This is a genomic window from Achromobacter pestifer, assembly GCF_013267355.1.
Classification (GTDB): Bacteria; Pseudomonadota; Gammaproteobacteria; order Burkholderiales; family Burkholderiaceae_B; genus Achromobacter; species Achromobacter pestifer_A.
This window is the reverse complement of the sequence record NZ_CP053985.1, coordinates 6107872-6133799: the sequence shown is the minus strand read 5'-3', so window position 1 is coordinate 6133799 and position 25928 is coordinate 6107872. Positions and strand designations below refer to the sequence as shown.

The following is a 25928-nucleotide window of genomic DNA, read 5'->3' as shown; positions in this document are numbered from 1 at the left end:
CGGCGACATCTGCCGCTCAGCGCCGGTACTCCACCGCGCAATCCCGTCCGGACCGCTTGGCCTGATAGAGCGCGAAATCCGCACGGCGCAGCACGTCCGAGGCGGTGGCGTCGTCGGGTAGAAAGCCCGCGATGCCGCCGCTGACCGACAGCGTCACTACCGCGCCGTCGATGTCCGCCGGATGCTGCCGCAGGCTGGCGCGCAGGCGCTCGCAGATCGCTCGCGCCACGGCCGCGTCGGCATCCGCCAGCAGCACCAGGAATTCCTCGCCGCCCAGCCGGCCGATCGAATCGCCTTCGCGCAGACAGGTCCGCAACTGATCGCAGAAATGCCGCAACGCGACGTCGCCCCCCAGATGCCCGTAGCGGTCGTTGACCTGCTTGAAGTAGTCCAGGTCCAGCATCAGGGCCGTGGTCGGTCCGCCCACGCCGCGCCGGCCGTCGGCCAGGCTCTCTTCCATGCGCTTGAGGATCTCGGCCCGATTCCAGCAGCCGGTCAGACTGTCCACCCGGGCCATGCGCGCCAGCGCGGCTTCTGCGCGCCGGCTTTCGGTGACGTCCATGCCCAGGTTCACGACCTTGCCGTCGGGCAGCTTGACGTTGGACCACAGCACCGACAATTGCTCGCCATCGCGCGTGCGCGGCTGCCATTCGCGGAACGAGCGGTCCGGCCGCGCAACCACGCTATCCATCGCGCGGTCGCGGACCGCCGGATCGGGATAGAACAGCGCGAAAGGATCCAGGCTTTGCTTGATCTCGGCTTCCGACCAGCCGAAGCGTCGCGCGCAGGCGTCGTTCCACAAGGTGCAACGGCCATCCTCATCGAAGGCGTTGATCAGCACGGGGGCAGTCCGGAACAGCGCGCCAAACTGCGCGATGACTTCGTTCAGCCGCGCCAGCTCGCGTTCCCGCGCCGCGACGGCCAGCACCGCATGCTGCGCGAAACTGGCCAGTATGGCTTGCGCGCCGGCATGGGCGGACGCATCGGCCAACTCTCGCCTGAAGAGGAAAGCGAGGTGGCCGCAGGCGACCCCGTTCGCGTCGAACAGCGTGCGCGCCACGCAGGCCCGCACACCGGCCTCGGCCAGCCAGGGATCGCCTTGCGGCATACTTTGCAGACAGGAGTACGAGGTCTGGTCCGCCAGCCACGCATGCAAGGCCTCACCCGCCGGATCGGCCGCCAGGCCGGCGCGGCAGCTGGCGCTGGCGATCAGCTCCGCCCCGCCGTCGGCGCGCTGCAGCCGAACCCAGGCGTAATCCACGCCCATGTCCGCGACCGCGCGGCTGACCAGCGTCTCGAAAAAACAGTCTTGCGGCCCCGCCGCCAGGATCGCGCCGGCCGCCGCCAGGATGCGGCCGTCATCAATGGGCAGCACCGGGACATGAGCGGCATCATCGGGCGATGGAATACGCATGGCTTTGGGTTCGAGGGGAGCTGGCGCGCCCGGCGGACGGGCCGTGGCGGCGCCTGACCTCCGGGCGGGATGAAAATTGGGGTCAGTATACGAGTTATCCCTGAAACCAACTGCCAAGAATCGTCAATGCCCGCCCCCCTCGCCCAGCGCCCGCGCTACCAGGGAAAGTCGATCAGATCGCCATACAGGCTGCGCAGCTTGGCCTTCACTTCGGCCGAATTCTGGTAGATCGAGATGAACTTCAGCAGACGCGGATCCTGCGCGCCGGCCGGCGTGGCGACCCAGCGGATCGCATAGCGCCGCACATTCGCCGGATCGGTATTGTCGAAAGCCAGGCCGTCCTTCTCGTTCAAACCGGCCTGCTTGGCGAAGGTGGTGTAGGTGACTGACGCGGTCACGTCGTCGAAGGTGCGCGCGGACTGCGAGCCCTCGATCGGCACGAACTTCAGCTTCCTGGGGTTCGACACGACGTCTTCCAGCGCGGCCTGGTGCGCCACGCCGGGCTTGAGCTTGATCAGGCCGATGGATTCCAGCAGCAACAGCGCGCGGCCGGTGTTGACCGGGTCGTTGGGGACGGCGATGGTCGCGCCCTCGGGCATCGCGTCGCCCTTCTTCAGCTTCTTGGAAAACAGGCCGATGGTGGTGGAATAGCCGTAGGCGATGGGCTTCAGGTCCGCGCCCCGGCGCTGGTTGAAGAGCTCCAGGAAGGGCTGGTGCTGGAAAAAGTTCGCGTCCACCGAACCGTCGGCGACCGCGATGTTGGGCAGCACCCAGTCGTTGAATTCCACCAGCTTGACTTCCAGGCCCTCCTTCCTGGCCTGGGCGATCGCGATCTCGGTGGCGGCGTTGGCCACGCTGGGAATCACGCCGATGCGCAGCGGCTTGTCCTGCGCCACGGCGTTGGCGGCGCAAGCCAGCGCCAGCCCGGCCGCGGCCGCGCAACGGGTGAGTTTCAGTAGCAATGGGTGCAGCAACATGAGGACCATCCAGGAAGAAAAACAGGGCTAGGCCCCGCGCAGCCGCTATTGTGCAGCAGCCCGCCGCGTCCGCCGGCAATGGCCTTTGTCACGCAATGGCAATGCCGCGGATCGGCTTGGAGCGCTAAGATGGCTGCAATACCTCCTCGGGAGACGCTCATGAGCGCGGTATTGAACACCCAACCGGGCGCGCAGTCCGCCGCCAGCCACCGCGACCACGTGGAAGACCAGCTCGGCGCACACAACTACCATCCCCTCGATGTGGTCATCGCGCGCGGCAGCGGCGTCTGGCTCTACGACGTGGACGGCCGCAAGTACCTGGACTGCCTGTCGGCCTACTCGGCCGTCAACCAGGGGCATTGCCATCCCGCCATCCTGGCCGCCATGGCCGAGCAGGCGCAGAAGCTCACGCTCACCTCGCGCGCCTTCCGCCACGACCAGATGGCGCCGTTCTACGAAGACCTGGCGCGCCTGACCGGGGCGCACAAGATCCTGCCCATGAACAGCGGCGCGGAAGCCGTGGAAACCGCCATCAAGGCCGTGCGCAAATGGGGCTACGAAGTGCGCGGCGTGCCGGAAAACCAGGCCGAGATCATCGTCTGCGCCAACAACTTCCATGGCCGCACGCTGGGCATCGTTGGCTTTTCGACCGATCCCGACGCCTATGGCCACTATGGCCCGTTCGCGCCCGGCTTCAAGGTCGTGCCCTTCGGCGACTACGCGGCCTTCGACGCCGCCATCACGCCCAACACGGTGGCTTTCCTGGTGGAGCCGATACAAGGCGAGGCGGGCGTGGTGCTGCCGCCCCCGGGCTATTTCGCGCGGGTCCGCCAGCGCTGCACCGAGCGCGGCATCACGCTGATCCTGGACGAAATCCAGACCGGGCTGGGCCGTACCGGCAAGCTGCTGGCCGAAGAGCACGAAGGCATCGAAGCCGACGTCACTTTGATCGGCAAGGCGCTGTCGGGCGGCTTCTATCCGGTGTCGGCGGTGCTGTCCAACGCCGACGTGCTGGGCGTATTCCAGCCCGGCCAGCACGGCAGCACCTTCGGCGGCAACCCGCTGGCCTGCGCCATCGCGCGCGCCGCGCTGCGCGTGCTGACCGAGGAAGGCATGATAGAAAACGCGGCGGCCATGGGTTCCTATTTCCTGGACCGCCTGCGCACCCTGCCCGGTCCGGTGCGCGAAGTGCGCGGACGCGGCCTGATGCTGGCCGTGGAACTGGAGCCCGACGCCGGCGGTGCGCGCCTGTGGTGCGAACGCCTGCAGGCGCGCGGGATGCTGGTCAAGGACACGCACGGCCACACGCTGCGCCTGTCGCCGCCCCTGATCGTGACGCGCGAGCAGATCGACTGGGCCTGTGACCAACTGAGCGCGGTACTATCCGCCACTTGATGCCCCCTATCGGAGTCCGCGACTTGCAGAACACCGCCAACCTGCCCCACCACATCACCCTGATCGGCGCGCCCACCGACATCGGCGCCGGCGCGCGCGGCGCGTCCATGGGGCCCGAAGCCCTGCGCGTGGCGGACCTGGGCCCGGTCATCGAGGCCCAGGGCTTCCAGGTGACCGATCGCGGCAACCTCTACGGCCCCGCCAATCCCTGGCTGCCGCCGGTGGACGGCTACCGCCACCTGGACGAAGTCGCCGCCTGGAACCGCGCGGTGCACGACGCCGTCTACGAAGAATTGAGCCAGGGCCGCCTGCCCATCCTGCTGGGCGGCGACCACTGCCTGGGCATAGGCTCGATCAGCGCGGTGGCGCGCCACTGCCGCGCGGCGGGCAAGAAGCTGCGCGTGCTGTGGCTGGACGCCCATGCCGACTTCAATACCCATGCGCTCACTCCCACCGGCAACATCCACGGCATGCCGGTGGCTTGCCTGTGCGGCTACGGCCCGGCGCAAATCACGGGCCTGTCCGGCCAGACGCCCGACATCGAGCCGGGCTGGGTGCGGCAGATCGGCATCCGCAGCGTGGACCAGGGTGAAAAGCGTCTGGTGCATGAAGCCGGGCTGGAAGTCTTCGACATGCGCTACCTGGACGAAATGGGCATGCGCGCCACCATGGAAGCGGCCTTGGCCGGGCTGGACGCCGATACCCATCTGCACGTCAGTTTCGACGTGGACTTCCTGGACCCGGAAATTGCGCCGGGCGTGGGCACTACCGTCGCCGGCGGCCCCACCTACCGCGAAGCCCAGCTGTGCATGGAGATGATCGCCGACACCGGCCTGATGCGGTCGCTGGACGTGGTCGAACTGAACCCGGCCTTCGACGTGCGCAACAAGACCGCGGAGCTGGCGGTGGACCTGATCGAAAGCCTGTTCGGCAAGTCCACGCTGATGCGCCGGGGCTCCTGAACCGCACGCCGCGCGGCGCGACCGCGGTGCGCGGCTCCCAAGCCGGCTCCGGCGGGCGGAAGCCTTGCGCAAGCCCTAGCTTTCGCGGCCGAGGCGGATCGCTTCCGCCGCCTCGGTCAGCAATCGCAAGTTCTCTGCGCGCCTCTCGGCGACCCGTGACGTGGGCCCCGCCATGCACAGCGCGTACCATTCGCCGCCCAGGTCCAGCGCCACGGCCAGCCCCGTCAGGTCGGCCACGCTTTCGCCGGCATTCTCGGCCCAGCCCCTGGCTGCCGTCCGCTCCACCTCATCCAGCAGCGCCTGGCGCGTGACCAGCGTGCGCTCCGTATGGCGTTCGTATTCGGCATCCGCCAGGATGCTCTCGCGTTCGGCCGGCCCCAGCCGCGCCAGAATGGCCTTGGCCACCGCGCTGGTGTGCAAAGGCCGCCGCACGCCGGGCCGGGTCGCGTAGTGCACCGGATGCGTGGATTCCGCCATGTCCAGGAACAGCACCGCGCCGTCCTGGATCTTGCCCAGCATCACCGTTTCATTGGCCGCGTCGCGTAGCGCCGCGAGCTGCGGGCGCACCCGCTCCATCCACGGGTCGCCCGACTCGATCAGCCCGCTCAAGGCGTGCAGCTTGGGCGTGGGGTAATACCCCGCGCGGCGCCGGACCTCGTACAGATAGCCGCGCGCCACCAGCGTGCGCACCAGCGCCAGGCAGCTGGACATGGGTGCGCCCAGCCCCTGCGCAAGCTCGGTCAGCGGCATCGGCCGCCGTTCCTGGGCGAACAGTTCTATCAGTTCCAGCGTTCTTGCGACGAGCTTCACTTCCATGCGTCGACTCCTCGCGCGGCGTTCCTCCGGCCGGCGCGGCCGCGCTTCGGCTTGGGAAATCCACTATGTTGACTTTTCACATGTGCGAACCTAAATTCTTGCACAAGAACTTTCTTTCACCAATGTGAAATAATTTTCGGCCAGGTGGAGAACTGGCGCGCCGCAAGCAGATACACAGCATCCCAACGACAAACCGACAATTCGGCCCCACCGGGCCGGGAGGCAAGCAGATGCGTATCAAACCCCTGTTGGCGGCGCTGGCCGCCTCGCTGGCCGCGTGCGCGGCCCAAGCCCAATCCGACGTGGTGCGCCTGGGCGTGTCCAACGACCGTTCCGGGATCTATTCGGATCTGGGCGGGCTGGGCTCCGAGATGGCCGTCCGCATGGCGGTCGAGGACTTCGGCGGCAAGGTCGCCGGCAAGACCGTGGAGGTCATAGGCGCGGACAACCAGAACAAGGCGGACGTGGCCTCGGCCCTGGTCCGCCGCTGGTTCGACACGCAAGGCCTGGTGGCCGTGGTGGACGGCGGCGCCAGCTCCGCCGGCCTGGCCGCGCAGGGCGTGGCGCGCGAGAAAGGCGGAACCGCGCTCATCAGCGGCGGCTTCGCCGGCGACTTCAGCGGCAAGCAGTGCAGCAACCTCAGCACCCAATGGGCGCCCGACACCTATGCCCTGGCCAACGCGGTGGTCAAGAGCGTGGTCGAAAGCGGCGGCAAGTCCTGGTACTTCATCACCACCGACTACGTGTTCGGCAAATCGCTGGAAACCAACGCCTCGCGCTTCGTGGACAAGGCAGGCGGCAAGGTCCTGGGCAGCACGCGCCATCCGCTGGGCGCGCTGGATTTCGCCTCGTTCCTGGTGCAGGCGCAATCCTCCAAGGCCGACGTGGTGGGCCTGGCCAGCGCCGGCGGCGATCTGGTCAACCTGATCAAGCAGGCCCAGGAATTCGGGCTGACCGGCGGCAAGCAGCGCATGCTGACGTTCCTGACCTTCATCAACGACGTGCAGGCGATGGGCCTGCCCGTGGCGCAGGGGCTGACCTTCCCCACCGGTTTCTACTGGGACGCGGACGAGGACACCCGGGCCTGGACCCAGCGCTGGCAGAAGAAGATGGGCGTGACGCGCGCGCCGTCCATCGTGCAGGCGCTGAGCTACGTCGCCACCACGCACTATCTGCAAGCCGCCCAGGCCGCCGGCACCTTCGACGGCGCGACCGTCAATCAGAAGATGCGCGAGTTGCCGATCACCACCAAACTGATCAAGAATGCCCGGGTGCGCCCCGAAGACGGCCGCGTCATCATGGACCTGTATCTGGTCGAAGTGAAGAAACCCGCCGAATCCAAGTACCCCGGCGACTTCTACCGCATCCTGTCCACGGTGCCCGGCGAAAAGGTCTTCGTGTCGCTGGCGGACAGCGAATGCCCGACCGTGAAGAAATAGCCTTGCCCCGCCGCGCCCGCCTTGCGGGCCGGCCGTAAAAACACCCAGGAGGAGACATCCCATGAAGTGCTATTGCGTCGTGAACTTCCGCGAGCCCTTGCAGGAAATGAACCCGCCCACCCCCACGCCGCAGGGGTCGCAGGTGCTGCTGAAGGTCCGCGCGGCTGGTGTTTGCCACAGCGATATCCACTTGTGGGAAGGCGGCTACGACCTGGGCCAGGGCCGCACGCTGTCGCTGAAGGACCGCGGCGTGTCACTGCCGCTGACCATGGGCCACGAAACCGTGGGCGCGGTGGTCGCGGCCGGACCCGACGCGCAAGGGCTGGCCTCCGACCGCAACTACCTGGTCTACCCCTGGATCGGCTGCGGCAACTGCCCGCCCTGCCTGGCCGGCATGGAGAACCATTGCTCCGCGCCCGCCTGCCTGGGCGTGCACCGCGCCGGCGGCTACGCCGACCACATCCTGGTGCCGCACCCGCGCTACCTGATCGACGTCGGCGACCTGGACCCCGCGCAGATCGCGCCCTATGCCTGCTCCGGGCTCACCACCTATTCGGCGCTGAAGAAGATCGGCGCGGACGTGTACCGTTCGCACCCCGTGGTCATCTTCGGCGCGGGCGGCCTGGGCCTGATGAGCCTGACGCTGATCAAGGCCTTGGGCGGCGCGGGCGCCATCGTGGTCGATATCGACCCGGCCAAGCGCCAGGCCGCCCTGGAAGCCGGCGCGCTCGCCGCGATCGACGGCGCGGCGCCCGATGCCGCGCAGCAGATCATCAAGGCGGCCGGCGGCAAGCCGGTGCAGGCGGCCATCGACCTGGTCGGCGCGCCCGCCACCACCTCGCTGGCCTTCGACTTCCTGACCAAGGGCGGCAAGCTGATCATCGTGGGCCTGTTCGGCGGCGCCTCGTCCTGGCCGATCGCGATGATCCCCATGAAGGCGCTGTCCATCATCGGCAGCTACGTCGGCAATCTGGCCGAACTGCAGGAATTGATGGCGCTGGTGCGAGCAGGCAAGGTGCCGCCCATGCCCGTGCATCGTCACGCGCTGGCCGAAGCCGACAGCGTGCTGGCTTCGCTGCGCGCCGGCAAGGTCGTGGGTCGGGCGGTGCTGACGAACTGAAGTCAGACGGGTCGCAGGCGCGGATCGTAGATGAAGCGTTCGCGCCGCACCACCACGATATGCTCGGCGTCGGGGTGCGCCGGATTGATCAGGAAATTGCAGTCCGGCACGCCCCGGTAAGGCACGATGGCGCTGGGCAGTTCCAGCAACGCCGACACGCCGGATTGCACCCAGTTGTCGCCCACGGCCTGCGAAGCTTCCGCGAAAGGCACGGCATCCCAGAACGGGTAATCCTCGTGCAGCTGTCTCAGGCTCAACGACTGGCGGGCTTCATGCACGGCGCGCGGCACGGCCAGTTCGATCAGATAGCGGTTGGCCTGCTCTGACGCGCGGACCGCGAAGTGCACCACGGTTTCCAGCACCGCCAGCGCCACGCTGGCCGAGGCATAGACCACTGGCGTGCCCGGACTGTTGTAGCGCCCGCCCACGGCCGCGGCCCCCGCCCCGCTCAAGTCGTCGGCACGGTACGTGCCTGCGGTAGTGCCGATGCGCCAGATCGAGACGCTATCGTCCGTCATGCGTAGACGCCCGCCGCGGCGCGCGCCAGCGTGTCCTCGACGATGCGGCTGCTGGCGTCGGACGTCAGCAGCGACAGCGGCTTGACGTTGCCCAGCGCAGGCACCGGCGTGTTCAGCCAGGCCACCGCTTCCTCGTCGCTGCCCAGCACCTGGCGCGCCACCCGCGCCACCCGCGCGACGCGGGCCAGGCGGTCGGATTCGCCCAGGGGCAGCATCAGGCCCTCGCGGCTCCAGCGCGACAGCGAGGCCGCCTTGACCTCGGTGATGGCCATGATTTCAGACTTGGGGACCTGCAGATAGTCGGCGGCGTCGTCCACCATCTGCGCAGGCAGGCCGCGGCGCACGTCGCGCGCCATGTCGACCAGGGGGCTGTCGACCAGGCTGCGGAACAACTGCTTGGCGCGCGCCGCCGCATGGCGCGGCGGACGTTTGACGGGGGTTTTTTCAAGGGCGGCTACGCTCATGGTCTGGCTCCTGCAAGGCTGGGCGCCACGGTTGCGGGTGCACCAGGAATTCCAAATTGAATTCATGATATCCCATTTGGAAACCGCGTCACAAGATCCGTCCCCAACAATGCCATGGCCCCGGGCAGGCACCGGATTTGGGCATATCATAGGCGGCTGTAACACGATTAATCAGACACTTATAAGGACTGGCGATGACGGACCGGCAGCTGACGATACTCGCGGCGTTGAATCTCATGGTGGCGGTAGGCGCCGGAGCCTTTGGCGCCCATGGCCTCAAGCGCATGCTTACGCCGGAACTGCTGTCGGTCTGGCAGACCGGCGTGCTGTATCACCTGATCCATGCGCTGGGCCTGTTCGTCGTCGCGCTGCTGGGCGCGCGCTACGGTTCGTCCCTGCTGTCCGCGGCCGGCGTGGTGATGTTCGTCGGCATCGTGCTGTTCAGCGGCAGCCTGTACGTGCTGTCCCTGACGGGCACGCACTGGCTGGGCGCCGTCACGCCTTTCGGCGGCGTCGCCTTCCTGGCGTCATGGGGCATGGTCGCGCTGGCGGCCTACCGCGCCCAGGGTTGAGCCCCTTTCCTTCCTTTCCCTCTTCCTTTTCCTTTCAGGCGGCCGGAACCGCCCCCCTCCCAGGCTGTAGATGTCCACCTCTTCCGTACTCCCCGCCGCCCAGACCCAATCCGCCGCAGCAGGCATCGCCTGTGTGGTGGGCGGCATCTTCTTCCTGACCTTGAGCGACGCCAACGCCAAATGGCTGGGCGCCAACTACAACCCGCTGCAGATCCTGTTCCTGCGTGCGCTGATCGCGCTGCCTTTCGTCGCCGCGCTGGCGCTGTGGCTGGGCGGACGCCGGGTGTTGCGCACCGCCCATCCCGGGCTGCACCTGGCGCGCGGCGCCATCAACGTGGTGTCGGCCTATTGCTTCTACCTGGGCCTGCGCACGCTGCCGCTGGCCGAAGCCACCGCCATCGCGTTCGCCGCGCCCTTGTTCGTGACCGCGCTGTCCGTGCTGGTCCTGAAAGAGCGCGTGGACGGCAAGCGCTGGCTGGCCGTGCTGGCCGGTTTTGCCGGCGTGCTGATCGTGGTGCGGCCCGGCGCCGACACCTTCCAGGCGGCAACCCTGCTGCCGCTGGTCACCGCAATGCTCTACGGGGTGATGATGATCACGGCGCGCGGCATCAACCGCAACGAAGGCATGTTGACGACCACGCTCTACATCGTGCTGGGCCAATTGGTCTGCAGCGCGGTCGCCCTGCCCCTGGTCTGGGAGACGCCGGCGGCGGCTGACCTGCCGTACTTCGGCGCGGTGGCGCTGTTCAGCACGCTGGGCCTGGCGCTGATCACGCAGGGATTCCGCATCGGACCCGCCTCGGTGGTCGCGCCCTTCGACTATACCGGGCTGATCTGGGCCACCGTCCTGGGCTGGGTCTTCTGGCAGGAAGCTCCCGATGCCTACGCCTACCTGGGCTCCATCTTCATCGCCGGCAGCGGCGTCTACATCGCCGTGCGTGAAGCGCGGGCCAAGTCCAGGAAGCGCAAGCCGGGCAAAGCCTGAGATCCGGCTATTCCGTGGGCGGCGGGAAATGCCGCCGCAGCACCCGCTCCACGTTGGGTTCCAGCGCCGCCTCGCGCGCCACGGCCGTCAGGGCCGGACACACCGCGCCGAACCACGACGGCCCTGGACGCCAGCGCGTCATCACGGTCACGTACAGGTCCAGCGCCGAAAACCGCCGGCCCAGCATATGCGGCGCGCCGGCATGGCGCTCCAGTTCCTGCCATAGATCCGCGCGCCGCGTGTGCACACGCTGGCGCAGCAGATCGGCGGCCGGGCCTTCCGTGGTCCATTGCGGCGGATTGTCGCCATAGGTGAACGTGGGATAGACCGCCGCCACCAGGCGGATCAGCAGATTGAGAAAGCGCGCCCGCTCCGGCTTGTCCGCCGCAGGCGCCAACCCCGCCTGGGGCGCCACGTCGTTCAGGTGCAGGATCATGGCCGCGCTCTCGGTCATGACCTCGCCGTCCGGCAGGATCAGGGTCGGCACCTGCCCCAGCGGATTCAATTGCAGCAGCCGGTCGCGCTCGGCGCAGGGCTTCAGGTACGGCAGGTCCGTCAGCGTGTGCGGCACGTTGGCCAGCACCAGCGCCATCTCGACGATGGCGGATCCGCAACCCGCGGACCCGATCAGCTCATACGGTTTCATGGCGTTCATCCTCCGGAATCAGCCGGCGCCAGGCGCAGTAATTCGCCGGACGAGGCGTCGGTCAACACGTACACATAGCCGTCCGGCCCTTGCCGCACGTCGCGTATCCGCTGCTTGCGATCCGTCAGCAGCCACTCCTGGGCCGCCACGCGGTCGCCGTCCAAGGTCAGGCGGATGAGGTTCTGGTTAGCCAGCGCGCCGATGAACACGGAATTGCGCCAAGCCGGAAACCGGTCCGCGTCGTAGAAAGCCATGCCGCTGATGGCCGGCGACTTGGGCCACCAGTACAGCGGCGGCTCCATGCCGGCCAGGTCCGCGCCCTTGGCTTCGGGGATGGGTTGCCCCGAGTAGTTGATGCCGTGGGTGGCCAGCGGCCAGCCATAGTTCTTGCCGCGCTGGACCAGATTGATCTCGTCGCCGCCGCGCGGCCCGTGCTCGTTTTCCCATAGCTGGCCGGTCCACGGATTGAGCGCCATGCCCTGCGGATTGCGGTGTCCATAGGACCAGATCTCCGGCCGCGCCCCGACCTGGCCGACGAAGGGATTGTCGGGCGGCACCGAGCCGTCGGTCTTCAGCCGCACCACCTTGCCTTGCAGCTTGTCCAGATCCTGCGCGGTGGGCCGCTGGTTGTTCTCGCCCAGCGAGATATACAGATAGCCCTTGCCGTCGAACACCAGCCGCGATCCGTAGTGCAGGCCCGACGACAGCTTGGGTTGCTGGCGGAACAGCACGCGGAAGTTCTCCAGCGCCGTGCCGTCGGCGGACAGCCGGCCGCGGCCCACGGCGGTGCCGCTCTTCGAACCCTCGGCCTCGGCATAGGACAGGTAGACATACCGGTCCTTGGCAAAGTCCGGCGACAACGCCACGTCCAGCAGGCCGCCCTGGCCCTGCGCCGCGACCTTGGGCACGCCCGCCAGCGGCTTGGACAACCCGCCCGGAATGCGCAGCAGCCGTAGACTGCCGGGACGTTCCGTGATCAGCACGCCGCCTTCCGGCAGAAAGGCCATGGCCCAGGGATGGTTCAGCCCACCCACCACGGCCGTGACGCGCGCCGGGACGGATGCCGGCTCGGGCGCAGGCTGCGCAAATGCCGGCAGTGCGGCCGACAGGCAGAACGACATGAACAACGCGCGCGCGATCGCGGCGGGACGTGACGGCATGGGCATCTCCGGCAACGGGTGGCGTACCATATCGGCCAGCAACGGAGATCCCCGTCCTTGCTCTCAGGAGACCCCATCTGATGAAACTGTACTACATGCCCGGCGCGTGCTCGCTCGCTTCCCACATCGTGCTGGAATGGATCGGCAAACCCTACGAAACACACAAGCTGAGCCGCGACGAGCTCAAGGCCCCGGAGTTCCTGAAGGTCAACCCGCTGGGCGCCGTGCCCGCGCTGGCGCACGACGGCTGGACCGTGACGCAGAACGCCGCGATCCTCGAGTACCTGGCTGAACACGCCCCGGAACTGAAGCTGCTGGGCGACGGCACGCCCCGCTCGCGCGCCGAAGTGCGCCGCTGGCTCGGCTTCATCAACTCGGACATCCACAAGACCTTCTCGATGATCTTCGGCGCCCCGCGTTTCCTGGGCGACGAGGCCGCGCAGAAGGAATTGGCCGCGTCCGCCTCGGCCCTGCTGAGCAAACTGTTCGCGCAGCTGGACGGACAGCTCGCCGGCAAGTCCTACCTGACGGGCGACACGCCCTCCATCGCCGACGCCTATCTGTACGTGGTGCTGCGCTGGGCACACGGCAAGGAAGTGAACCTGTCGGGCCTGGACAACCTGGCCGCCTTCTTCAAGCGCATGGAAGCCGACAAGGGCGTCCAGGCCGCATTGAAGGCCGAGGGCCTGTAAGGTCTTCAAGGGCTTGCGCGCACTGGCGCAAGCCCTCGGCGGGCAGCCTCCGGCGCCGCCAGATCAGGCGGCGCGCCCTCTTCCAGCGTCTTCTTGACCGCCGCCAGAAAGCGCCGCGCCAGCAAGGGCGGCGCGCTCAGATTCGAATGCGTGGCCCAGATCTCGACGCTGGCTTGCGGCGATATCGGGCGCAAGGCCATGTGCGCGGCCTGGTCCGGCGTCACGCACCAAGCGTCGATCAGCGCTGGCCCCAGGCCCTGCTGCACGAACGAACACGCAGTCACGGGCGAATGCACCTCGACCGCCGCGGCGCAGGCCGGCCCCTCGCCGAAGAAAGGCGTGAGCGCGCGCGCCAACGGCGTATCGCGCGGATAACCGATCCAGGCTGCCGTGGAGAAATCCTCCGGCCGCACCACCTCGCGCGCCGCCAGCGGATGGCCGGCGGGCAGCGCGCAGATGATCGGTACCTGCGCCAGGCGCACCGACTGCAGATTGGGATGGTCAGGCGGCTGCATCGAAACGCCTATGTCCGCCTGGCCCGACAGGAAGTATGCCGCCAGTTCGTCGAAGGTCACGCTGCGGTAATCGACGCGCGCGTCCGCATTGCGGCCGCGGAAGCGGTCCAGCGCCATCGGAATGAGACGCTGCCCGAAACTGGCGCTGGCGACGATCTTGAGCATGCCCGCGCCCGACTGGCCCAGGCTGGCGGCCAGGTCATTCACGCGCTGGATACCGCCGTAGACCTGCTCCACCTCCGCGTACAGCCGCCGCGCCTCGGCGGTGGGCGATAACCGGCTCTTCACGCGCTCGAACAGCTTGTAGCCCAAGCGGCTCTCGGTCAGCGCCAGCACGCGGCTGACGGCGGGCTGCGACACATGCAACATGCGGCCCGCGCCGCTGATCGAACCGGCCATCATGATGGCGCGGAACACCTCGATCTGGCGCAGGTTCAAAGGCCGGCCGGCAGTGGGTCCGACCTCGTCCGCGTAGGCATGCTCATCCATTTTTTCCCCTGGCAAATCAGCGCCAAACCGATAACGCCCGATTATAGGTTTTCGACATTTTTCGATGAGGGCGAGGACCGGCCCGGGGTGTAACCTGCCGGCCTCAACACTAGAAAACCAGGGGAAATCCACCATGCACGGCAAACTCTTGCGCGGCCTTTCCGCGCTGGCGCTCGGCGCCGCCATGACGGCCACCGCCACCGCCGGCGCCTATCCCGACAAGCCCATCACCTTCGTGGTGCCGTCCGCCGCCGGCGGCTCGCCCGACGTGCTGTCGCGCCTGATCACGACCCAGCTGGCGCGCGACACCGGCGCCACGGTGGTGGTCGAAAACCGCCCCGGCGCCGCCGGCAATATCGGTATCGCCCTGGTCAAGCGCGCCGCGCCCGACGGCTATACCGTCGGCTACGGCAACATCAACACGCTGGCCGTGAACCGCTCGCTGTTCAAGCGCCTGCCCTACGACGTGGACGCCGACCTGACGCCCGTGGCCCATCTGTTCGACCTGTACAACGCGCTGATCGTGCCGGCCGACTCGCCCATCAAGAGCGTGCAGGACCTGATAGACCGCGCCCGCAAGGAACCCGGCCGCCTGTCCTACGGCGCCTCGGGCGTGGGCACCACCGGCCACATGGGCGGCGAACTCTTCAAGAGCATGGCGAAGGTCAACGTCATGTTCATTCCGTACAACGGCGGGCCCGCCGCGATCCAGGACCTGTTGGGCGGCCGGCTGGACTACCTGTTCGTCAACACCTCGGAAGCGACCCCGCTGGTCAAGAGCGGCAAGGTGCGCGCTATCGGCGTAAGCAGCCTGAAGCGCCTGGCGCTGATGCCCGACGTGCCCACGCTGGACGAAGCCGGCCTGAAGGGCTACGAAACCGTGGCCTGGGGCGGCGTAGTCGCGCCCAAGGGCACGCCGCCGGAAGTGGTGGCCACGCTGAACGCCGCCATCCAGAAGGCACTGCAGGCGCCCGAAGTCCGCACCGGCCTGGCCACGCTGGGCGCCGAACCGGCCAGCGGCTCGCCCGCCGAGTTCAAGCAGCTGATCGACCGTGAAACCGCCAAGTGGCAACGGATCATCGACGGCGCCGGCATCGAGAAACTCGACTGAATGAGCGCGCGCATGCTGCAAGCAGACTTCATCGTGGCGGGCGCCACGCTCGTCGACGGCACCGGCGGACCCGCCCGCCGGGGCGACCTGGCGGTGCATGACGGACGCATCGCGGCGGTGGGCGAATTCGCCCATCCCGCTGGCGTCCCTGTCATCGACGCCGGCGGCCTGGCGCTGGCGCCCGGATTCATCGATTCCCATACCCACGACGATGGCTACTTGCTGGCGCACCCGGACATGCTGCCCAAGGTCTCGCAGGGCATCACCACCGTGGTCACCGGCAATTGCGGCATCAGCCTGGCGCCGTTGGCCGGGACGGCGATCCCGCAGCCGCTGGACCTGCTGGGTCCGGCCGAGCTGTTCCGTTTCGCTACCTTCCGCGCCTGGATGGACGCGCTGCGCGCCGCGCCCGCCGCGGTCAACGTGGCGCCCCTGGTCGGCCACACCACGCTGCGCGTGGCCGTCATGGCCGACACCTCGCGCGCCGCCGACGCGGACGAACGCGCCGCCATGCGCGAGCTGCTGCGGGAAGCGCTGGACGCGGGCGCCTTCGGCGTCTCCACCGGCACCTTCTATCCCCCGGCCAGCGCCGCGCCCACCGACGAGATCATCGACGTCTGCGCGCCGCTGCGCGGCCGTCCCGGCGTCTACGCCACCCATCTGCGCGACGAAGCCGACCACATCGTCCCGGCCATGGAAGAAGCGCTGCTAATCGGCCGCGAACTCGATTGTCGCGTGGTGTTCTCGCACCACAAGCTGGCGGGCGAACGCAACCACGGCCGCAGCCGCGAAACCCTGGACCTGATCAGCCGCGCCGCCGCCACCCAGGCGGTGTGCCTGGATTGCCATCCCTATCCCGCCACCTCCACCATGCTGCGGCTGGACCGCGCGCGGCTGGCCAGCCGCACCATGATCACCTGGTCCAAGGGCTACCCCGAGGCCACCGGCCGCGACTTCAGCGAGGTCATGGCGGAACTGGGCCTGGACGACGAGGCCGCCATCGCCCGCCTGACGCCCGCCGGCGCCATCTATTTCCTGATGGATCCGGCCGACGTCGGCCGCATCTTCTCGCATCCGCTGACCATGGTGGGCTCGGACGGCCTGCCCTTCGACCCGCATCCGCACCCCCGCCAATGGGGCACCTTCACCAACGTGCTGCGCGCCATGGTGCGCGAACAGCGCCTGCTGACGCTGGAAACCGCCATCCACAAGATGACCGGCCTCGCCGCGGACCAATACGGCATCGCCGAGCGCGGCCTGCTGCGGGAGGGGTATCATGCTGACCTGGTGCTGTTCGATCCCGCCACGGTGACAGATGTGGCCACTTTTTCAGCTCCCATTCAGGCAAGCCAGGGTATCCAATCGGTTTGGGTCAATGGCAGGCAGGTCTGGGACGGGGAACGAACCGGCGCCGAACGCCCGGGCCAAGTCTTGGCGCCCGGGACCGCATTACCTCGGAGTGAATAACGTGAACAGCTATTCCCAGGGTTGTTACCTGGGTGTATTGGGCGGCATGGGCCCCATGGCGGGCGCCGCCTTTGCCCTGCGTCTGGCGGCGCTGACGCCCGCCGCGATCGACCAGCAGCACATCCCCACGCTGCTGCGCAACGACCCCCGCATTCCCGACCGATCCAGCGCCTACATGGCCGGCGGCGAGAATCCCCTGCCCTACATGCAGGACGGCGTGCGCTTCCTGCAGAACGCCGGCGCGCGGCTCATCGCCATTCCGTGCAACACGGCCCACCTCTGGTACGACCAGATCGCCGCGTCCACCGACCTGCCCGTGCTGCACATCATCCAGGCCGTCATCGACGACCTGCGCCGCCTCGGCCTGCCTACCGGCCGCATCGGCCTGATGGGCACCGCCGCCACGCTGAAGCTGGGCCTGTACCAGCGCCATCTGGAAGCGCAAGGCTACGAGTGCATCGTGCCGGACGACGACGAAGTCGAACGCTATTGCATGGGGTCGATCCGCGCGGTCAAGGCCAACCGCCTCGAAGACGCCTATGCCCCCGCTGCCGAGTGCATCGCCCGCCTCAAGGCCCGCGGCGCGGACGCCGTCGTGCTGGGCTGCACCGAACTGCCCCTGGCCGTGCCGCACGCGTTGCGCCCCAGCCTGGGCGTGACCTTGACGGATTCCATCGACGCGCTGGCGCGCGCGGCCATCGCCCATTACCAGGCCGAACAGCTGCTGGCGGCCTGAGCTGCCTGGCGCGCCCGGCACCCGCCCGTGACCAGCGAAAAAAAAGGCGCATCTTCCGATGCGCCCCAATTTCCCTTCGCGGGGAATAGCCATCAACCGCCCAGATACGCCTTGCGCACCTGATCGTTGACCAGCAGGTTGGCGCCGGTGTCCTGCAACACCACGCGCCCGTTTTCCAGCACATAGCCGCGGTCGGCCACGCCCAGCGCCTTGTTGGCGTTCTGTTCGACCAGGAACACCGTCACGCCCTGTTCGCGGATCTCGCGGATGATGTCGAAAATCTGGGCGATCACCAGCGGGGCCAGGCCCAGCGTCGGTTCGTCCAGCAGCAACAGGCGCGGACGCGTCATCAGCGCGCGGCCGATGGCCAGCATCTGCTGCTCGCCGCCCGACATCAGGCCGGCGCGCTGGCTGGCGCGCTCTTTCAAGCGCGGAAACAGCCCGTACACGTGGTCGATGCCCGCCTGGATCTCGTCGCGCTTGGCGAAGAAACCGCCCATCATCAGGTTCTCGGCCACGGTCAGGTCCTTGAAGACCCGCCGCCCCTCCGGCGAAATGGCGATGCCATTGCGCATGATGTGGTGCGTGTCCTTGTGGGTGATGTCCTCGCCCTCGAACGTGATCGTGCCTTCCTTGGCGCGAGGGTTGCCGCAGACGGTCATCAGCAGCGTCGTCTTGCCCGCGCCGTTGGCGCCGATCAGCGTGACGATCTCGCCCTTGTTGACTTCAACCGACACCCCGTTCAGCGCCTGGATGGCGCCGTAGTAGGTATGAATGTTATCCAGCTTCAGCATTATTCCTCCCCCAGGTACGCCTTGATGACGCGCTCGTCGTTGCGCACCTGCTCGGGGGTGCCGGTAGTGATGGGCTTGCCGTGCTCCATGACCAGGATGCGGTCGGAGATGCCCATGATCAGGCTCATGTCGTGCTCGATCAGCAGCACCGCGACGCCGAACTCGCGCCGCAGTTGATCGATCAGCGACTGCAGATCGCGTTTCTCGTGAGGATTCAGGCCAGCGGCCGGCTCGTCCAGCATCAGCAGACGCGGCTTGGTGATCATGCAGCGCGCGATCTCCAGGCGGCGCTGGTGGCCGTAGGCCAGATTGCCCGCTTCGCGGTTGGCGAACTCGCGCAGGCCCATGAAATCCAGCCATTGCGCCGCGCGCGCTAGCGCGTCGGTCTCGGACTGGCGATAGGACTTGAGCTTGAGCAGGCCCGGCAGGAGCCGCGATTCCACCTGGGTGTGCTGCGCGACCAGCAGGTTTTCCAGCACGGTGAGCTGCTTGAACAGGCGCACGTTCTGGAACGTGCGCACCAGCCCGTGGCGCGCCACCTTGTGGCTGGGCAAACCAGTGATGGACTTGCCGTCCATGGTGATGTCGCCCGCCGTCGGCGCATAAAAGCCGCCCACGCAGTTGAACACCGTGGTCTTGCCCGCCCCATTGGGGCCGATGATGGCGAACACCTCGTCGGATTTGACTTCGAACGCCACGCTGTCCACGGCCAACAGGCCGCCGAACCGCATGGTCAGTCCGGATACTTTCAGCAATGCCTCGCTCATTTAGCCAGCTCCACGTGGGGACGCTTCATGGGCAACAACCCCTGCGGACGCCACATCATCATCAATACCATCACCAAGCCGAACATCAGCATCCGGTACTCGGCGAATTCGCGCGCCACTTCCGGCAGCACCGTCAGCAGCACGGCCGCCAGGATCACGCCCACCTGCGAGCCCATGCCGCCCAGCACCACGATGGCCAGGATCAGCGCGGATTCGATGAAGGTGAAGGACTCCGGGTTCACCATGCCCTGGCGCGCCGCGAAGAAGGCGCCGCCGAAACCAGCGAACATGGCGCCCAGCGTGAACGCGGACAGCTTGATGCGCGTGGGATTCAATCCCAGCGAACGGCAGGCGATCTCGTCCTCGCGCAGCGCTTCCCATGCGCGTCCGACGGGCATGCGGATCAGCCGGGTGGACACGAACAGCGTGGCCAGCGCCAGCAGCAGCGCCATCAGGTACAGATAGACCACCATGTGCTGGTTCTGGAAGGTCCAGCCCATGAATTCATGGAACGTGGTGCCCCCTTCCGTGCTGGCGCGGCGCGTCATCTCCATGCCGAACACCGTCGGCTTGGGAATGCCCGAAATACCGTCCGGGCCGCCCGTCAGCGTGTTCAGGTTGATCAGCAGCAGGCGGATCATTTCACCGAAGCCCAAGGTCACGATCGCAAGATAGTCCCCGCGCAGCCGCAATACCGGAAAGCCCAGGATGAAGCCGAACAGTGCCGACATGGCGCCCGCGAACGGCAGCGCTTCCCAGAAGCTCCAGCCGCCCCAGTGGTAGAGCAAGGCGTAGGTATAGGCGCCCACCGCGTAGAAGCCCACGAAACCCAGATCCAGCAGGCCCGCGAAACCGACCACGATGTTCAGCCCCAGGCCCAGCATCACGTAGATCAGCACCAGCGTGGCGATGTCCACCGAGCTGCGCCCGGCGAAGAACGGCCAAATCACCGCGATCGCCAGCAACAGCAGCGCAAGCGGCTTGTGGGTCCTGGCCGGCGCGGCCGGCAGCGTGGGCATGCGGGTCTTCAGCTTCTGGAACGGCTTGACGATCCAGGGGCGCAGCAGCTGGAAGAAGAAGACCACCGCGGCGGCAATCGCCACCAGCGACCAGTTCGACTCCATCGTGGTGCGCGCGCCCTGGCGGATCAGCTGCAGGCCGAAGACGGGGGTGACGATGACGGCCGTCAGCACGGCCGCCATGGTGGCATTTTTCAGATTGTTGTTCGACATCAGACTTTTTCCACCTCAGGTTTGCCCAACAGCCCGGTGGGACGGAACAGCAGGATCAGGATCAGCAGCGAGAACGCCACGATGTCCTTGTACTGTGAGGAGATGTAGGCAGCCGCGAAGGTCTCGGCCAGCCCGAGCAGCACGCCGCCCAGCATGGCGCCGGGGATGCTGCCGATGCCGCCCAGCACCGCCGCGGTAAAGGCCTTGATGCCGGCCAGAAAGCCGATGAAGGGATTGAGCTTGCCGATGGTGATGGCGATCAGCACGCCGCCCACCGCCGCCAGGATCGCGCCCATCACGAAGGTGAAGGAGATCACGCGATTGGTGTCGATGCCCAGCAGGTTCGCCATGTGCATGTCCTGCGAGCAGGCGCGCGAGGCGCGGCCCATGCGGGAATACTTGATGAACAGCGTCAGCCCGATCATCAGCAGCACCGTGACCACGATGATCATGATGCGCGAATACGGCACCGTCACGTCGAAATCGGTGCCCATGTGGAACTGCACGGCGCCGGACACCAGCGATGGCACGGCCATGTCGCGCGCGCCCTGGCCCAGGGCCACCCAGTTCTGCAGGAAGATCGACATGCCGATGGCCGAGATCAGCGCCACCAGGCGTGGACTGCCGCGCACGGGCCGGTAGGCGACGCGCTCGACGCTGAAGCCGTAGATGCCGGTGACGACGATGGACACGACCAGCATGGCCGCGATGATGAACGGCAGCGGCAAGCCGCTATTGGTGCCGATGGCCGTCAAGGTGACCAGGCCGACATAGGCGCCGATCATGTAGATTTCGCCGTGAGCGAAGTTGATCATACCGATGATGCCGTAGACCATTGTGTAGCCGATGGCAATCAACGCATAGATCGCGCCCAGAGACAATCCATTGAAGAATTGCTGGGTAAGTTGGGGTATGAGGTCAGACATTATTTCTCTTGCTCCAAATGGTTCCGGCCCCGGTGGAGAGACCCGGAGCCGGAAACCTGGGCGTATTTTATAAGGGCCTGGCATCTGCGCCCGCCGGCCGCACAGCGCTTTTGGCGCTTCGCTACGCGGATTACGGCAGAACGAGGACGACAGGCCCTACACGCCGGCGATGCCGGCGGGATCGCGAGTTTACAGCTGGGTCTTCTTGCCGTCCTTGTCCCATTTGTAAACGGCAAACTCGAAGTTCTTCAGGTCGCCCTTGGCGTCGTACTCGACCTTGCCGATACCGGTGTTGAAGGTGGTCTTGTGCATGTAGTCGGCCACCTTGGCGGGATCTTCGCCCACGGCGTTGATGCTGTCGGCCAGGATCTGCACGGCGGCGTACGCCGGCATCTGGAAGGCGCCGTCCGGATCGCGCTTGGCGTCCTTGAAGGCCTTCACGATGCTCTCGTTGCCGGGCAGCTTGGTGAAGTCGGCGGGCAGCGTGACCAGCAGGCCTTCGATCGCCGGACCGGCGATGGCCACCAGATCCTGGTTGGCGGTGCCTTCCGGCCCCATGAACTGGACCTTCAGGCCCTGTTCACGCGACTGGCGCAGCAGCAGGCCGAGTTCCGGGTGGTAGCCGCCGAAGTAGACCAGGTCCACGCCGGCCGACTTGAGCTTGGTGATGATGGCCGAGTAATCGCTGTCGCCGACGTTGATGCCTTCGAACATGGCGACGTTCACGCCTTCCTTGCCCAGCGCATCCCGAACCTGGGTGGCCACGCCCGAACCGTAGGTCTGCTTGTCGTGCAGCACGGCAACCTTCTTGGGCTTGAGCGTCTTGGCGATGTAGCCGGCGGCGTACGGGCCTTGCTGGTCGTCGCGGCCGATGGTGCGGAAGAAGAAGTGCGGCTTGATCGTGTCGGTGACCAGGGGCGAGGTCGCGCCCGGAGTGATGCCGACGATGCCCTCTTCTTCGTAGACCTTCACGGCGGCCACGGTCACGCCCGAGCATGCATGGGCCACGGCGAACTTGGCGCCGGAGTTGACCACGCGGTTGGCGGCCGGCACGGCCTGCTTGGGTTCGCAGCCGTCGTCGATGAGGATGGGTTCGAGCTTCTTGCCCTTGACGCCGCCCTTGGCGTTGATGGTCTCGATCGCGGTCAATGCGCCGGCCTGGATCTGGTCGCCGTATTGCGTATTGGGGCCGGTCATGGGCTGGGGAATGCCAATCTTGATCGTGTCGGCGGCGTGCGCGGCGCCAGCCAAGGCAAGTGCCCCAAGCGCCATGGCTACCGGGGTAAGGCGATTCAGAAACTTCATGCGGAGTTCTCCAGCGAGGTTTTGAGCGGCTCTGTCCGACGCGGTTTATCGGTTGGGTAATCCGTTAATCCTCGTCGCCCGTCGCCGGCTTCTTGGGCAAAAACACGGTGTGGGCGGTATTCTGGAAGCAAGCCGCCATACTGTCACTGCGTGTAATCCCCAATATTTCGGCAAGCGCCTTTAATCGTGACGGATAGCGGCGGCAAGCCCATGAAATCGCTGGAGAATCCGCAAGCAGGCCTTATTTAATATCTGGCGCGGCGAACGGAATCGTGCTTGGCAATTAATATAAGCCGTCCATTAATACACTGTTTAAATACGCATTTAAATACAGTGCTTACGCCAGGCTTACGAATAATGGCGCGCGCCACGATTCCGGAGCCGATTATGCCTGGCCGGCGCCTTGGCTGTGGTCCATGGCGCGCCTGCGCAACAAGGCCGTGAAAGCCCTGCCCGCCCGGGTTTGCGGCCGTGCATTGTTGAACAGCAGGCCCGGCGTGCGCATGGGCGTCGGATTCTCCAAGGGAATCATGCGCAACCCGGGATCCCGGGCAATGGCGCTGGCTGCGGCAATGGCGCCCACGTGCATGCGCGCCACCATCCCCAGCATCGCCGCGATGGTGTTCATTTCCGCGACGACCTCAGGCGCGGCGCCGGCGGCCTGGAAGCACTCGTCCAGCATCCGACGCGTCGAGAATCCCGACGGCAGCAGCACCAGCGGTTCACGATGCAATTCAATCATGCGAATGCGCCGGCGCGCCGCCAGCGGATGGCTGGCGGACACTACCAGGACCAACTCTTCGTTGAACAAGGGTTCGAAACGCAGCTCGCTCGGCGCCTCGGGCCGGTACGCCACGCCTACGTCCAGTTCGCTGGCCTCCAGTTTCCGGGCTATGGCGTCAGCGGGCAGTTCCTCGATCACGATCTTCACGCCGGGACTGCGGCGCAACAGCTGCGCCACGCAGTCGGGAATGAAATTCAGGTTGAACGTGTGGGTGGTGCCGACGCGAACCTCGCCGGTCGTCTGCGCCAGGTCCTGCTTGATTTCCCCCAGCCCCTGATCGATCTCCTTCAATGCCCGCAGCGCATAGGCCAGGAAGGTTTCACCCGCTTCGGTCATGAACACGCGCTTGCCGATGCGCTCGAATAATGGCTGGCCAATCTCATCCTCCAGCTGGCGTATCTGGTGGGACAAGGTCGACTGCGTCACGTGCACCCGTTCCGCAGCGCGCGTGAAGTTCAGTGAACCGGCCAGGGCGATGAAATACCTGAGATGCCGCAGTTCCATGAGGCAAGCCCCCCAAACAATCGATGCCATCAATGACAATGGACGATATTAATCATTTTTGTCTTTTCATGGAGGCCGATAGCCTATCGATTCGCAGCAAACGCAAGAGGAAGAAACTCATGTCCAAGGTCTTGGATGGCATCACCGTCATCGAGCAGGGAACATTCATCACCGGCCCGGCGGCGGGGATGCTGCTCGCCGATCTGGGGGCCAACGTCATCAAGGTGGAGCAGCCCGGCACGGGAGATCCGTTCAGGGCCTTCAAGGATGGCCTTTACAGCCCCCATTACCAAACCTACAACCGCAACAAGCGCAGCATAGAAATCGACGTCCGAAAGCCGTCCGACGCGCAGGTATTCGACGATCTGATACGCGAGGCGGACGTCTATATCCAGAACTTCCGCCCTGGTGCCGCCGAGCGGCTGGGCGCGGGCGAAACGCGCCTGCGCGCCATCAACCCGCGCCTTGTCTATTGCGCGATCAGCGGCTTCGGCCAGACCGGCCCCGCCGCCGGGCGACCGGCCTATGACACGGTGGCACAGGCCGCCAGCGGCTTTCTCAATCTGCTCGTAAACCCAGCCAACCCACGCGTCGTGGGCCCGGCCATCGCAGATGCGCTGACGGGTTTCTACGCCGCCTACGGCATACTCGGCGCACTGGTCGAGCGCGCCCGCACGGGCGTCGGCCGCAGCGTGGAGGTGTCCATGCTGGAAGCCATGTGCCATTTCAACCTCGACGCGTTCACGCACTTCTTTGCCGAAGGCGAAGTCATGGGTCCGTTTAGCCGGCCCAGCGTGTCCCAGTCCTATGCCCTCGCCTGCGCCAACGGAAAGAAGCTGGCCCTGCACATGTCCTCGCCCGAAAAGTTTTGGCGCGGACTGGCCAATGCCATCGAGCGGCCCGACATCCTGCAAGACCCACGCTTCGCCACCCGCGCCGGCCGCATCACCCACCACGAGCAGTTGATCAGCGTGCTCGGCGAAGTCTTCGCCTTGCGGACCCGAGAGGAATGGTGCCAGCGCCTTGCAGCCGAAGACGTACCGCACGCGCCCATGTACGACACCGCCGAAGCGCTGCAAGACCCGCAGGCGCGGCACCTCCAGCTGGAGATAGAGGGTACACACCCCACGCTGGGACGATGGCGCACCGTGCGCTCGCCGGTCAGCTTCGACGGCCAGCGCGCCAGCTCAGTCATTCCGCCGCCCGTGCTGGGCGAACACAACGCAGAGATCCGCGGCGCGCTCGCGGCCCGCAAGCCCCAACCTGACTCCCGGGACCCGTCATGAAAATAGGCAAGGCAACCATACCCCGCAGCGCCATCTGCACCTCGGACGAACATGCGATCGTGGTGCGCGGCGAGGATCTGTGCAAGGACCTGATAGGCAAGATCTCCTTTACCGACTACTTCCATCTGTTGGTCACTGGCCGCCGGCCCGATGCCGCCGCCACGGCGGTGCTGGACGCAACACTGGTCGCCATCGCCGAACATGGCTTGGTGCCCAGCGTGCAGGCTGCGCGCATGACGCTGGCCGCCGCGCCGGACGCCATGCAGGGCGCGGTCGCAGCCGGCCTGCTCGGCTGCGGGTCAGTCATATTGGGCGCCTCGGAGACCGCTGGCCGCCTCTTCGCCGAAATCAAGGACTGCGCGGAACAGGGCCAACTGGACCTGGACGCGGCGGCGCTCGAGGTTCTGAAGCGCTATCGCGCCGACGGCAAGGCCATCCCGGGCTACGGCCACCCGCTGCACAAAACGCGGGATCCGCGCGTGGCGCGGCTGTTCGCAGTCGCGCGGGACCGCGGTTCGGACCAGACCTATATCGAGATCGCGGAAGCCGTGGAGCGACAAATCCCGGGCGTGCTCGGCAAGGCGCTCAAGCTGAATGTGTCCGCCGCCATTCCCGCAGTGCTGCTGGGCGCCGGCTTCCCGCTGCCTGCCCTGCGCGGCGTGCCCTTGCTGGCGCGCACCGCCGGCCTGATCGCACACCTGAACGAAGAGCTGCAACAACCCGCGGGCTTCGCGCTGTCGTACCAAGCCACCCGCGAACTGCAGTACGACGGCAAGGTTCCAGACGGATTCGGAAACACGGACCGCTGAACGCACGCCGCGGGCTGCCTGCTGCACGCGTGGCGGGCAGCGC

26 protein-coding genes are annotated in these 25928 nt (G+C 66.8%); 12 read left to right on the top strand and 14 right to left on the bottom strand.

Annotated features, from left to right (window positions below; all coding sequences use genetic code 11):
* Window positions 1-16: 16 nt before the first annotated feature.
* Both FOC84_RS28985 and FOC84_RS28980 read right to left on the bottom strand, forming a co-directional pair.
* On the bottom strand, window positions 17-1414 hold the full coding sequence (locus FOC84_RS28985) for a GGDEF domain-containing protein (protein WP_254241810.1): 1398 nt from the start codon (window positions 1412-1414) through the stop codon (window positions 17-19).
* A gap of 155 nt (window positions 1415-1569) precedes the next feature.
* Window positions 1570-2391, bottom strand: coding sequence for a MetQ/NlpA family ABC transporter substrate-binding protein (locus FOC84_RS28980; RefSeq protein ID WP_173148363.1), 822 nt, complete (start codon window positions 2389-2391; stop codon window positions 1570-1572).
* 159 nt (window positions 2392-2550) lie between these two features.
* On the opposite strand from FOC84_RS28980, the gene rocD reads away from it, so the two are divergent.
* Together rocD and rocF are read left to right on the top strand one after the other, a co-directional pair.
* Window positions 2551-3786 carry an ornithine--oxo-acid transaminase gene (gene rocD, locus FOC84_RS28975; RefSeq protein WP_173148361.1) on the top strand — a complete coding sequence of 412 codons (1236 nt, stop codon included), beginning with the start codon at window positions 2551-2553 and terminating at the stop codon, window positions 3784-3786.
* Window positions 3786-4748, top strand: a complete 963-nt coding sequence (gene rocF, locus FOC84_RS28970) for an arginase (protein ID WP_173148359.1) — start codon at window positions 3786-3788, stop codon at window positions 4746-4748. Before rocD ends, rocF begins: the two co-directional genes overlap by 1 nt.
* A gap of 75 nt (window positions 4749-4823) precedes the next feature.
* Here rocF and FOC84_RS28965 read toward each other — a convergent pair whose 3' ends face one another.
* Complete coding sequence (locus tag FOC84_RS28965; protein WP_173148357.1) at window positions 4824-5564, bottom strand: IclR family transcriptional regulator; 741 nt, start codon at window positions 5562-5564, stop codon at window positions 4824-4826.
* Window positions 5565-5794: 230 nt separating this feature from the next.
* On the opposite strand from FOC84_RS28965, the gene FOC84_RS28960 reads away from it, so the two are divergent.
* Together FOC84_RS28960 and FOC84_RS28955 are read left to right on the top strand one after the other, a co-directional pair.
* On the top strand, window positions 5795-7003 hold the full coding sequence (locus FOC84_RS28960; RefSeq protein ID WP_173148355.1) for an ABC transporter substrate-binding protein: 1209 nt from the start codon (window positions 5795-5797) through the stop codon (window positions 7001-7003).
* A gap of 61 nt (window positions 7004-7064) precedes the next feature.
* Entirely contained in the window at window positions 7065-8123 is a 1059-nt protein-coding gene (locus FOC84_RS28955; RefSeq protein WP_173148353.1) for an alcohol dehydrogenase, read from the top strand.
* Between the two features lie 2 nt (window positions 8124-8125).
* Here FOC84_RS28955 and FOC84_RS28950 read toward each other — a convergent pair whose 3' ends face one another.
* Entirely contained in the window at window positions 8126-8641 is a 516-nt protein-coding gene (locus FOC84_RS28950) for an RES family NAD+ phosphorylase (RefSeq protein WP_173148351.1), read from the bottom strand.
* The gene (gene parS / locus FOC84_RS28945; RefSeq protein WP_173148349.1) at window positions 8638-9105 is read right to left on the bottom strand and encodes a type II RES/Xre toxin-antitoxin system antitoxin; all 468 of its coding nucleotides are present in this window, start codon (window positions 9103-9105) and stop codon (window positions 8638-8640) included. The genes FOC84_RS28950 and parS overlap by 4 nt, the downstream gene beginning before the upstream one ends.
* Window positions 9106-9299: 194 nt before the next feature.
* On the opposite strand from parS, the gene FOC84_RS28940 reads away from it, so the two are divergent.
* The gene (locus tag FOC84_RS28940) at window positions 9300-9677 is read left to right on the top strand and encodes a DUF423 domain-containing protein (RefSeq protein ID WP_054454180.1); all 378 of its coding nucleotides are present in this window, start codon (window positions 9300-9302) and stop codon (window positions 9675-9677) included.
* A 70-nt stretch (window positions 9678-9747) separates the two neighbouring features.
* On the top strand, window positions 9748-10662 hold the full coding sequence (locus FOC84_RS28935; protein ID WP_173148347.1) for a DMT family transporter: 915 nt from the start codon (window positions 9748-9750) through the stop codon (window positions 10660-10662).
* A 7-nt stretch (window positions 10663-10669) separates the two neighbouring features.
* Here the strand turns inward: FOC84_RS28935 and FOC84_RS28930 are convergent, their stop codons facing one another.
* Window positions 10670-11308: a glutathione S-transferase family protein gene (locus FOC84_RS28930; protein WP_173148345.1), complete on the bottom strand. Its 639-nt coding sequence runs from the start codon at window positions 11306-11308 to the stop codon at window positions 10670-10672.
* Window positions 11309-11313: 5 nt separating this feature from the next.
* The gene (locus FOC84_RS28925; RefSeq protein WP_173148343.1) at window positions 11314-12468 is read right to left on the bottom strand and encodes a PQQ-dependent sugar dehydrogenase; all 1155 of its coding nucleotides are present in this window, start codon (window positions 12466-12468) and stop codon (window positions 11314-11316) included.
* A gap of 80 nt (window positions 12469-12548) precedes the next feature.
* Here FOC84_RS28925 and FOC84_RS28920 point away from each other — a divergent pair, with 80 nt between their 5' ends.
* Window positions 12549-13160, top strand: coding sequence for a glutathione S-transferase family protein (locus FOC84_RS28920; RefSeq protein ID WP_173148341.1), 612 nt, complete (start codon window positions 12549-12551; stop codon window positions 13158-13160).
* A gap of 5 nt (window positions 13161-13165) precedes the next feature.
* On the opposite strand, the gene FOC84_RS28915 is transcribed toward FOC84_RS28920, so the two are convergent.
* On the bottom strand, window positions 13166-14164 hold the full coding sequence (locus FOC84_RS28915) for a LysR family transcriptional regulator (protein WP_173148339.1): 999 nt from the start codon (window positions 14162-14164) through the stop codon (window positions 13166-13168).
* A 133-nt stretch (window positions 14165-14297) separates the two neighbouring features.
* On the opposite strand from FOC84_RS28915, the gene FOC84_RS28910 reads away from it, so the two are divergent.
* Genes FOC84_RS28910 through FOC84_RS28900 form a run of 3 tightly spaced genes read left to right on the top strand, consistent with a single transcriptional unit; the run spans window position 14298 to window position 17478 of the window.
* A complete protein-coding gene (locus FOC84_RS28910; RefSeq protein WP_173148336.1) occupies window positions 14298-15275 on the top strand; it encodes a Bug family tripartite tricarboxylate transporter substrate binding protein in 978 nt (325 codons plus the stop codon).
* Window positions 15276-16742 (top strand): N-acyl-D-amino-acid deacylase family protein, encoded by a 1467-nt coding sequence (locus tag FOC84_RS28905; protein WP_173148334.1) that lies wholly within the window; start codon window positions 15276-15278, stop codon window positions 16740-16742.
* A gap of 55 nt (window positions 16743-16797) precedes the next feature.
* The gene (locus FOC84_RS28900) at window positions 16798-17478 is read left to right on the top strand and encodes an aspartate/glutamate racemase family protein (RefSeq protein WP_438800899.1); all 681 of its coding nucleotides are present in this window, start codon (window positions 16798-16800) and stop codon (window positions 17476-17478) included.
* 92 nt (window positions 17479-17570) lie between these two features.
* Here FOC84_RS28900 and FOC84_RS28895 read toward each other — a convergent pair whose 3' ends face one another.
* From FOC84_RS28895 to FOC84_RS28870, 6 genes are all read right to left on the bottom strand, one after another.
* Window positions 17571-18272, bottom strand: a complete 702-nt coding sequence (locus FOC84_RS28895) for an ABC transporter ATP-binding protein (protein WP_088140657.1) — start codon at window positions 18270-18272, stop codon at window positions 17571-17573.
* Window positions 18272-19039, bottom strand: coding sequence for a high-affinity branched-chain amino acid ABC transporter ATP-binding protein LivG (livG, locus tag FOC84_RS28890; RefSeq protein ID WP_173148329.1), 768 nt, complete (start codon window positions 19037-19039; stop codon window positions 18272-18274). Before livG ends, FOC84_RS28895 begins: the two co-directional genes overlap by 1 nt.
* Complete coding sequence (locus FOC84_RS28885; RefSeq protein ID WP_173148327.1) at window positions 19036-20271, bottom strand: high-affinity branched-chain amino acid ABC transporter permease LivM; 1236 nt, start codon at window positions 20269-20271, stop codon at window positions 19036-19038. The genes livG and FOC84_RS28885 overlap by 4 nt, the downstream gene beginning before the upstream one ends.
* Window positions 20271-21197, bottom strand: a complete 927-nt coding sequence (gene livH / locus FOC84_RS28880) for a high-affinity branched-chain amino acid ABC transporter permease LivH (RefSeq protein WP_173148325.1) — start codon at window positions 21195-21197, stop codon at window positions 20271-20273. Before livH ends, FOC84_RS28885 begins: the two co-directional genes overlap by 1 nt.
* A gap of 189 nt (window positions 21198-21386) precedes the next feature.
* Window positions 21387-22502 carry a high-affinity branched-chain amino acid ABC transporter substrate-binding protein gene (locus FOC84_RS28875; RefSeq protein ID WP_088140661.1) on the bottom strand — a complete coding sequence of 372 codons (1116 nt, stop codon included), beginning with the start codon at window positions 22500-22502 and terminating at the stop codon, window positions 21387-21389.
* 385 nt (window positions 22503-22887) lie between these two features.
* Window positions 22888-23790 (bottom strand): LysR substrate-binding domain-containing protein, encoded by a 903-nt coding sequence (locus FOC84_RS28870; protein ID WP_173148323.1) that lies wholly within the window; start codon window positions 23788-23790, stop codon window positions 22888-22890.
* A gap of 119 nt (window positions 23791-23909) precedes the next feature.
* Between FOC84_RS28870 and FOC84_RS28865 the strand changes: the two genes are divergently transcribed.
* Both FOC84_RS28865 and FOC84_RS28860 read left to right on the top strand, forming a co-directional pair.
* The gene (locus FOC84_RS28865; protein ID WP_173150479.1) at window positions 23910-25076 is read left to right on the top strand and encodes a CaiB/BaiF CoA transferase family protein; all 1167 of its coding nucleotides are present in this window, start codon (window positions 23910-23912) and stop codon (window positions 25074-25076) included.
* Entirely contained in the window at window positions 25073-25885 is an 813-nt protein-coding gene (locus FOC84_RS28860) for a citryl-CoA lyase (protein ID WP_173148321.1), read from the top strand. Before FOC84_RS28865 ends, FOC84_RS28860 begins: the two co-directional genes overlap by 4 nt.
* The last annotated feature ends 43 nt before the right edge of the window (window positions 25886-25928 follow it).

What these genes read in the sequence shown, in the direction of transcription:
- FOC84_RS28985 (WP_254241810.1), bottom strand. Translation starts at nt 1,414, where the DNA reads ATGCGTATTCCATCGCCCGATGATGCCGCTCATGTCCCGGTGCTGCCC.
- FOC84_RS28980 (WP_173148363.1), bottom strand. Translation starts at nt 2,391, where the DNA reads ATGTTGCTGCACCCATTGCTACTGAAACTCACCCGTTGCGCGGCCGCG.
- rocD (WP_173148361.1), top strand. Translation starts at nt 2,551, where the DNA reads ATGAGCGCGGTATTGAACACCCAACCGGGCGCGCAGTCCGCCGCCAGC.
- rocF (WP_173148359.1), top strand. Translation starts at nt 3,786, where the DNA reads ATGCCCCCTATCGGAGTCCGCGACTTGCAGAACACCGCCAACCTGCCC.
- FOC84_RS28965 (WP_173148357.1), bottom strand. Translation starts at nt 5,564, where the DNA reads ATGGAAGTGAAGCTCGTCGCAAGAACGCTGGAACTGATAGAACTGTTC.
- FOC84_RS28960 (WP_173148355.1), top strand. Translation starts at nt 5,795, where the DNA reads ATGCGTATCAAACCCCTGTTGGCGGCGCTGGCCGCCTCGCTGGCCGCG.
- FOC84_RS28955 (WP_173148353.1), top strand. Translation starts at nt 7,065, where the DNA reads ATGAAGTGCTATTGCGTCGTGAACTTCCGCGAGCCCTTGCAGGAAATG.
- FOC84_RS28950 (WP_173148351.1), bottom strand. Translation starts at nt 8,641, where the DNA reads ATGACGGACGATAGCGTCTCGATCTGGCGCATCGGCACTACCGCAGGC.
- parS (WP_173148349.1), bottom strand. Translation starts at nt 9,105, where the DNA reads ATGAGCGTAGCCGCCCTTGAAAAAACCCCCGTCAAACGTCCGCCGCGC.
- FOC84_RS28940 (WP_054454180.1), top strand. Translation starts at nt 9,300, where the DNA reads ATGACGGACCGGCAGCTGACGATACTCGCGGCGTTGAATCTCATGGTG.
- FOC84_RS28935 (WP_173148347.1), top strand. Translation starts at nt 9,748, where the DNA reads ATGTCCACCTCTTCCGTACTCCCCGCCGCCCAGACCCAATCCGCCGCA.
- FOC84_RS28930 (WP_173148345.1), bottom strand. Translation starts at nt 11,308, where the DNA reads ATGAAACCGTATGAGCTGATCGGGTCCGCGGGTTGCGGATCCGCCATC.
- FOC84_RS28925 (WP_173148343.1), bottom strand. Translation starts at nt 12,468, where the DNA reads ATGCCGTCACGTCCCGCCGCGATCGCGCGCGCGTTGTTCATGTCGTTC.
- FOC84_RS28920 (WP_173148341.1), top strand. Translation starts at nt 12,549, where the DNA reads ATGAAACTGTACTACATGCCCGGCGCGTGCTCGCTCGCTTCCCACATC.
- FOC84_RS28915 (WP_173148339.1), bottom strand. Translation starts at nt 14,164, where the DNA reads ATGGATGAGCATGCCTACGCGGACGAGGTCGGACCCACTGCCGGCCGG.
- FOC84_RS28910 (WP_173148336.1), top strand. Translation starts at nt 14,298, where the DNA reads ATGCACGGCAAACTCTTGCGCGGCCTTTCCGCGCTGGCGCTCGGCGCC.
- FOC84_RS28905 (WP_173148334.1), top strand. Translation starts at nt 15,276, where the DNA reads ATGAGCGCGCGCATGCTGCAAGCAGACTTCATCGTGGCGGGCGCCACG.
- FOC84_RS28900 (WP_438800899.1), top strand. Translation starts at nt 16,798, where the DNA reads ATGGCGGGCGCCGCCTTTGCCCTGCGTCTGGCGGCGCTGACGCCCGCC.
- FOC84_RS28895 (WP_088140657.1), bottom strand. Translation starts at nt 18,272, where the DNA reads ATGCTGAAGCTGGATAACATTCATACCTACTACGGCGCCATCCAGGCG.
- livG (WP_173148329.1), bottom strand. Translation starts at nt 19,039, where the DNA reads ATGAGCGAGGCATTGCTGAAAGTATCCGGACTGACCATGCGGTTCGGC.
- FOC84_RS28885 (WP_173148327.1), bottom strand. Translation starts at nt 20,271, where the DNA reads ATGTCGAACAACAATCTGAAAAATGCCACCATGGCGGCCGTGCTGACG.
- livH (WP_173148325.1), bottom strand. Translation starts at nt 21,197, where the DNA reads ATGTCTGACCTCATACCCCAACTTACCCAGCAATTCTTCAATGGATTG.
- FOC84_RS28875 (WP_088140661.1), bottom strand. Translation starts at nt 22,502, where the DNA reads ATGAAGTTTCTGAATCGCCTTACCCCGGTAGCCATGGCGCTTGGGGCA.
- FOC84_RS28870 (WP_173148323.1), bottom strand. Translation starts at nt 23,790, where the DNA reads ATGGAACTGCGGCATCTCAGGTATTTCATCGCCCTGGCCGGTTCACTG.
- FOC84_RS28865 (WP_173150479.1), top strand. Translation starts at nt 23,910, where the DNA reads ATGTCCAAGGTCTTGGATGGCATCACCGTCATCGAGCAGGGAACATTC.
- FOC84_RS28860 (WP_173148321.1), top strand. Translation starts at nt 25,073, where the DNA reads ATGAAAATAGGCAAGGCAACCATACCCCGCAGCGCCATCTGCACCTCG.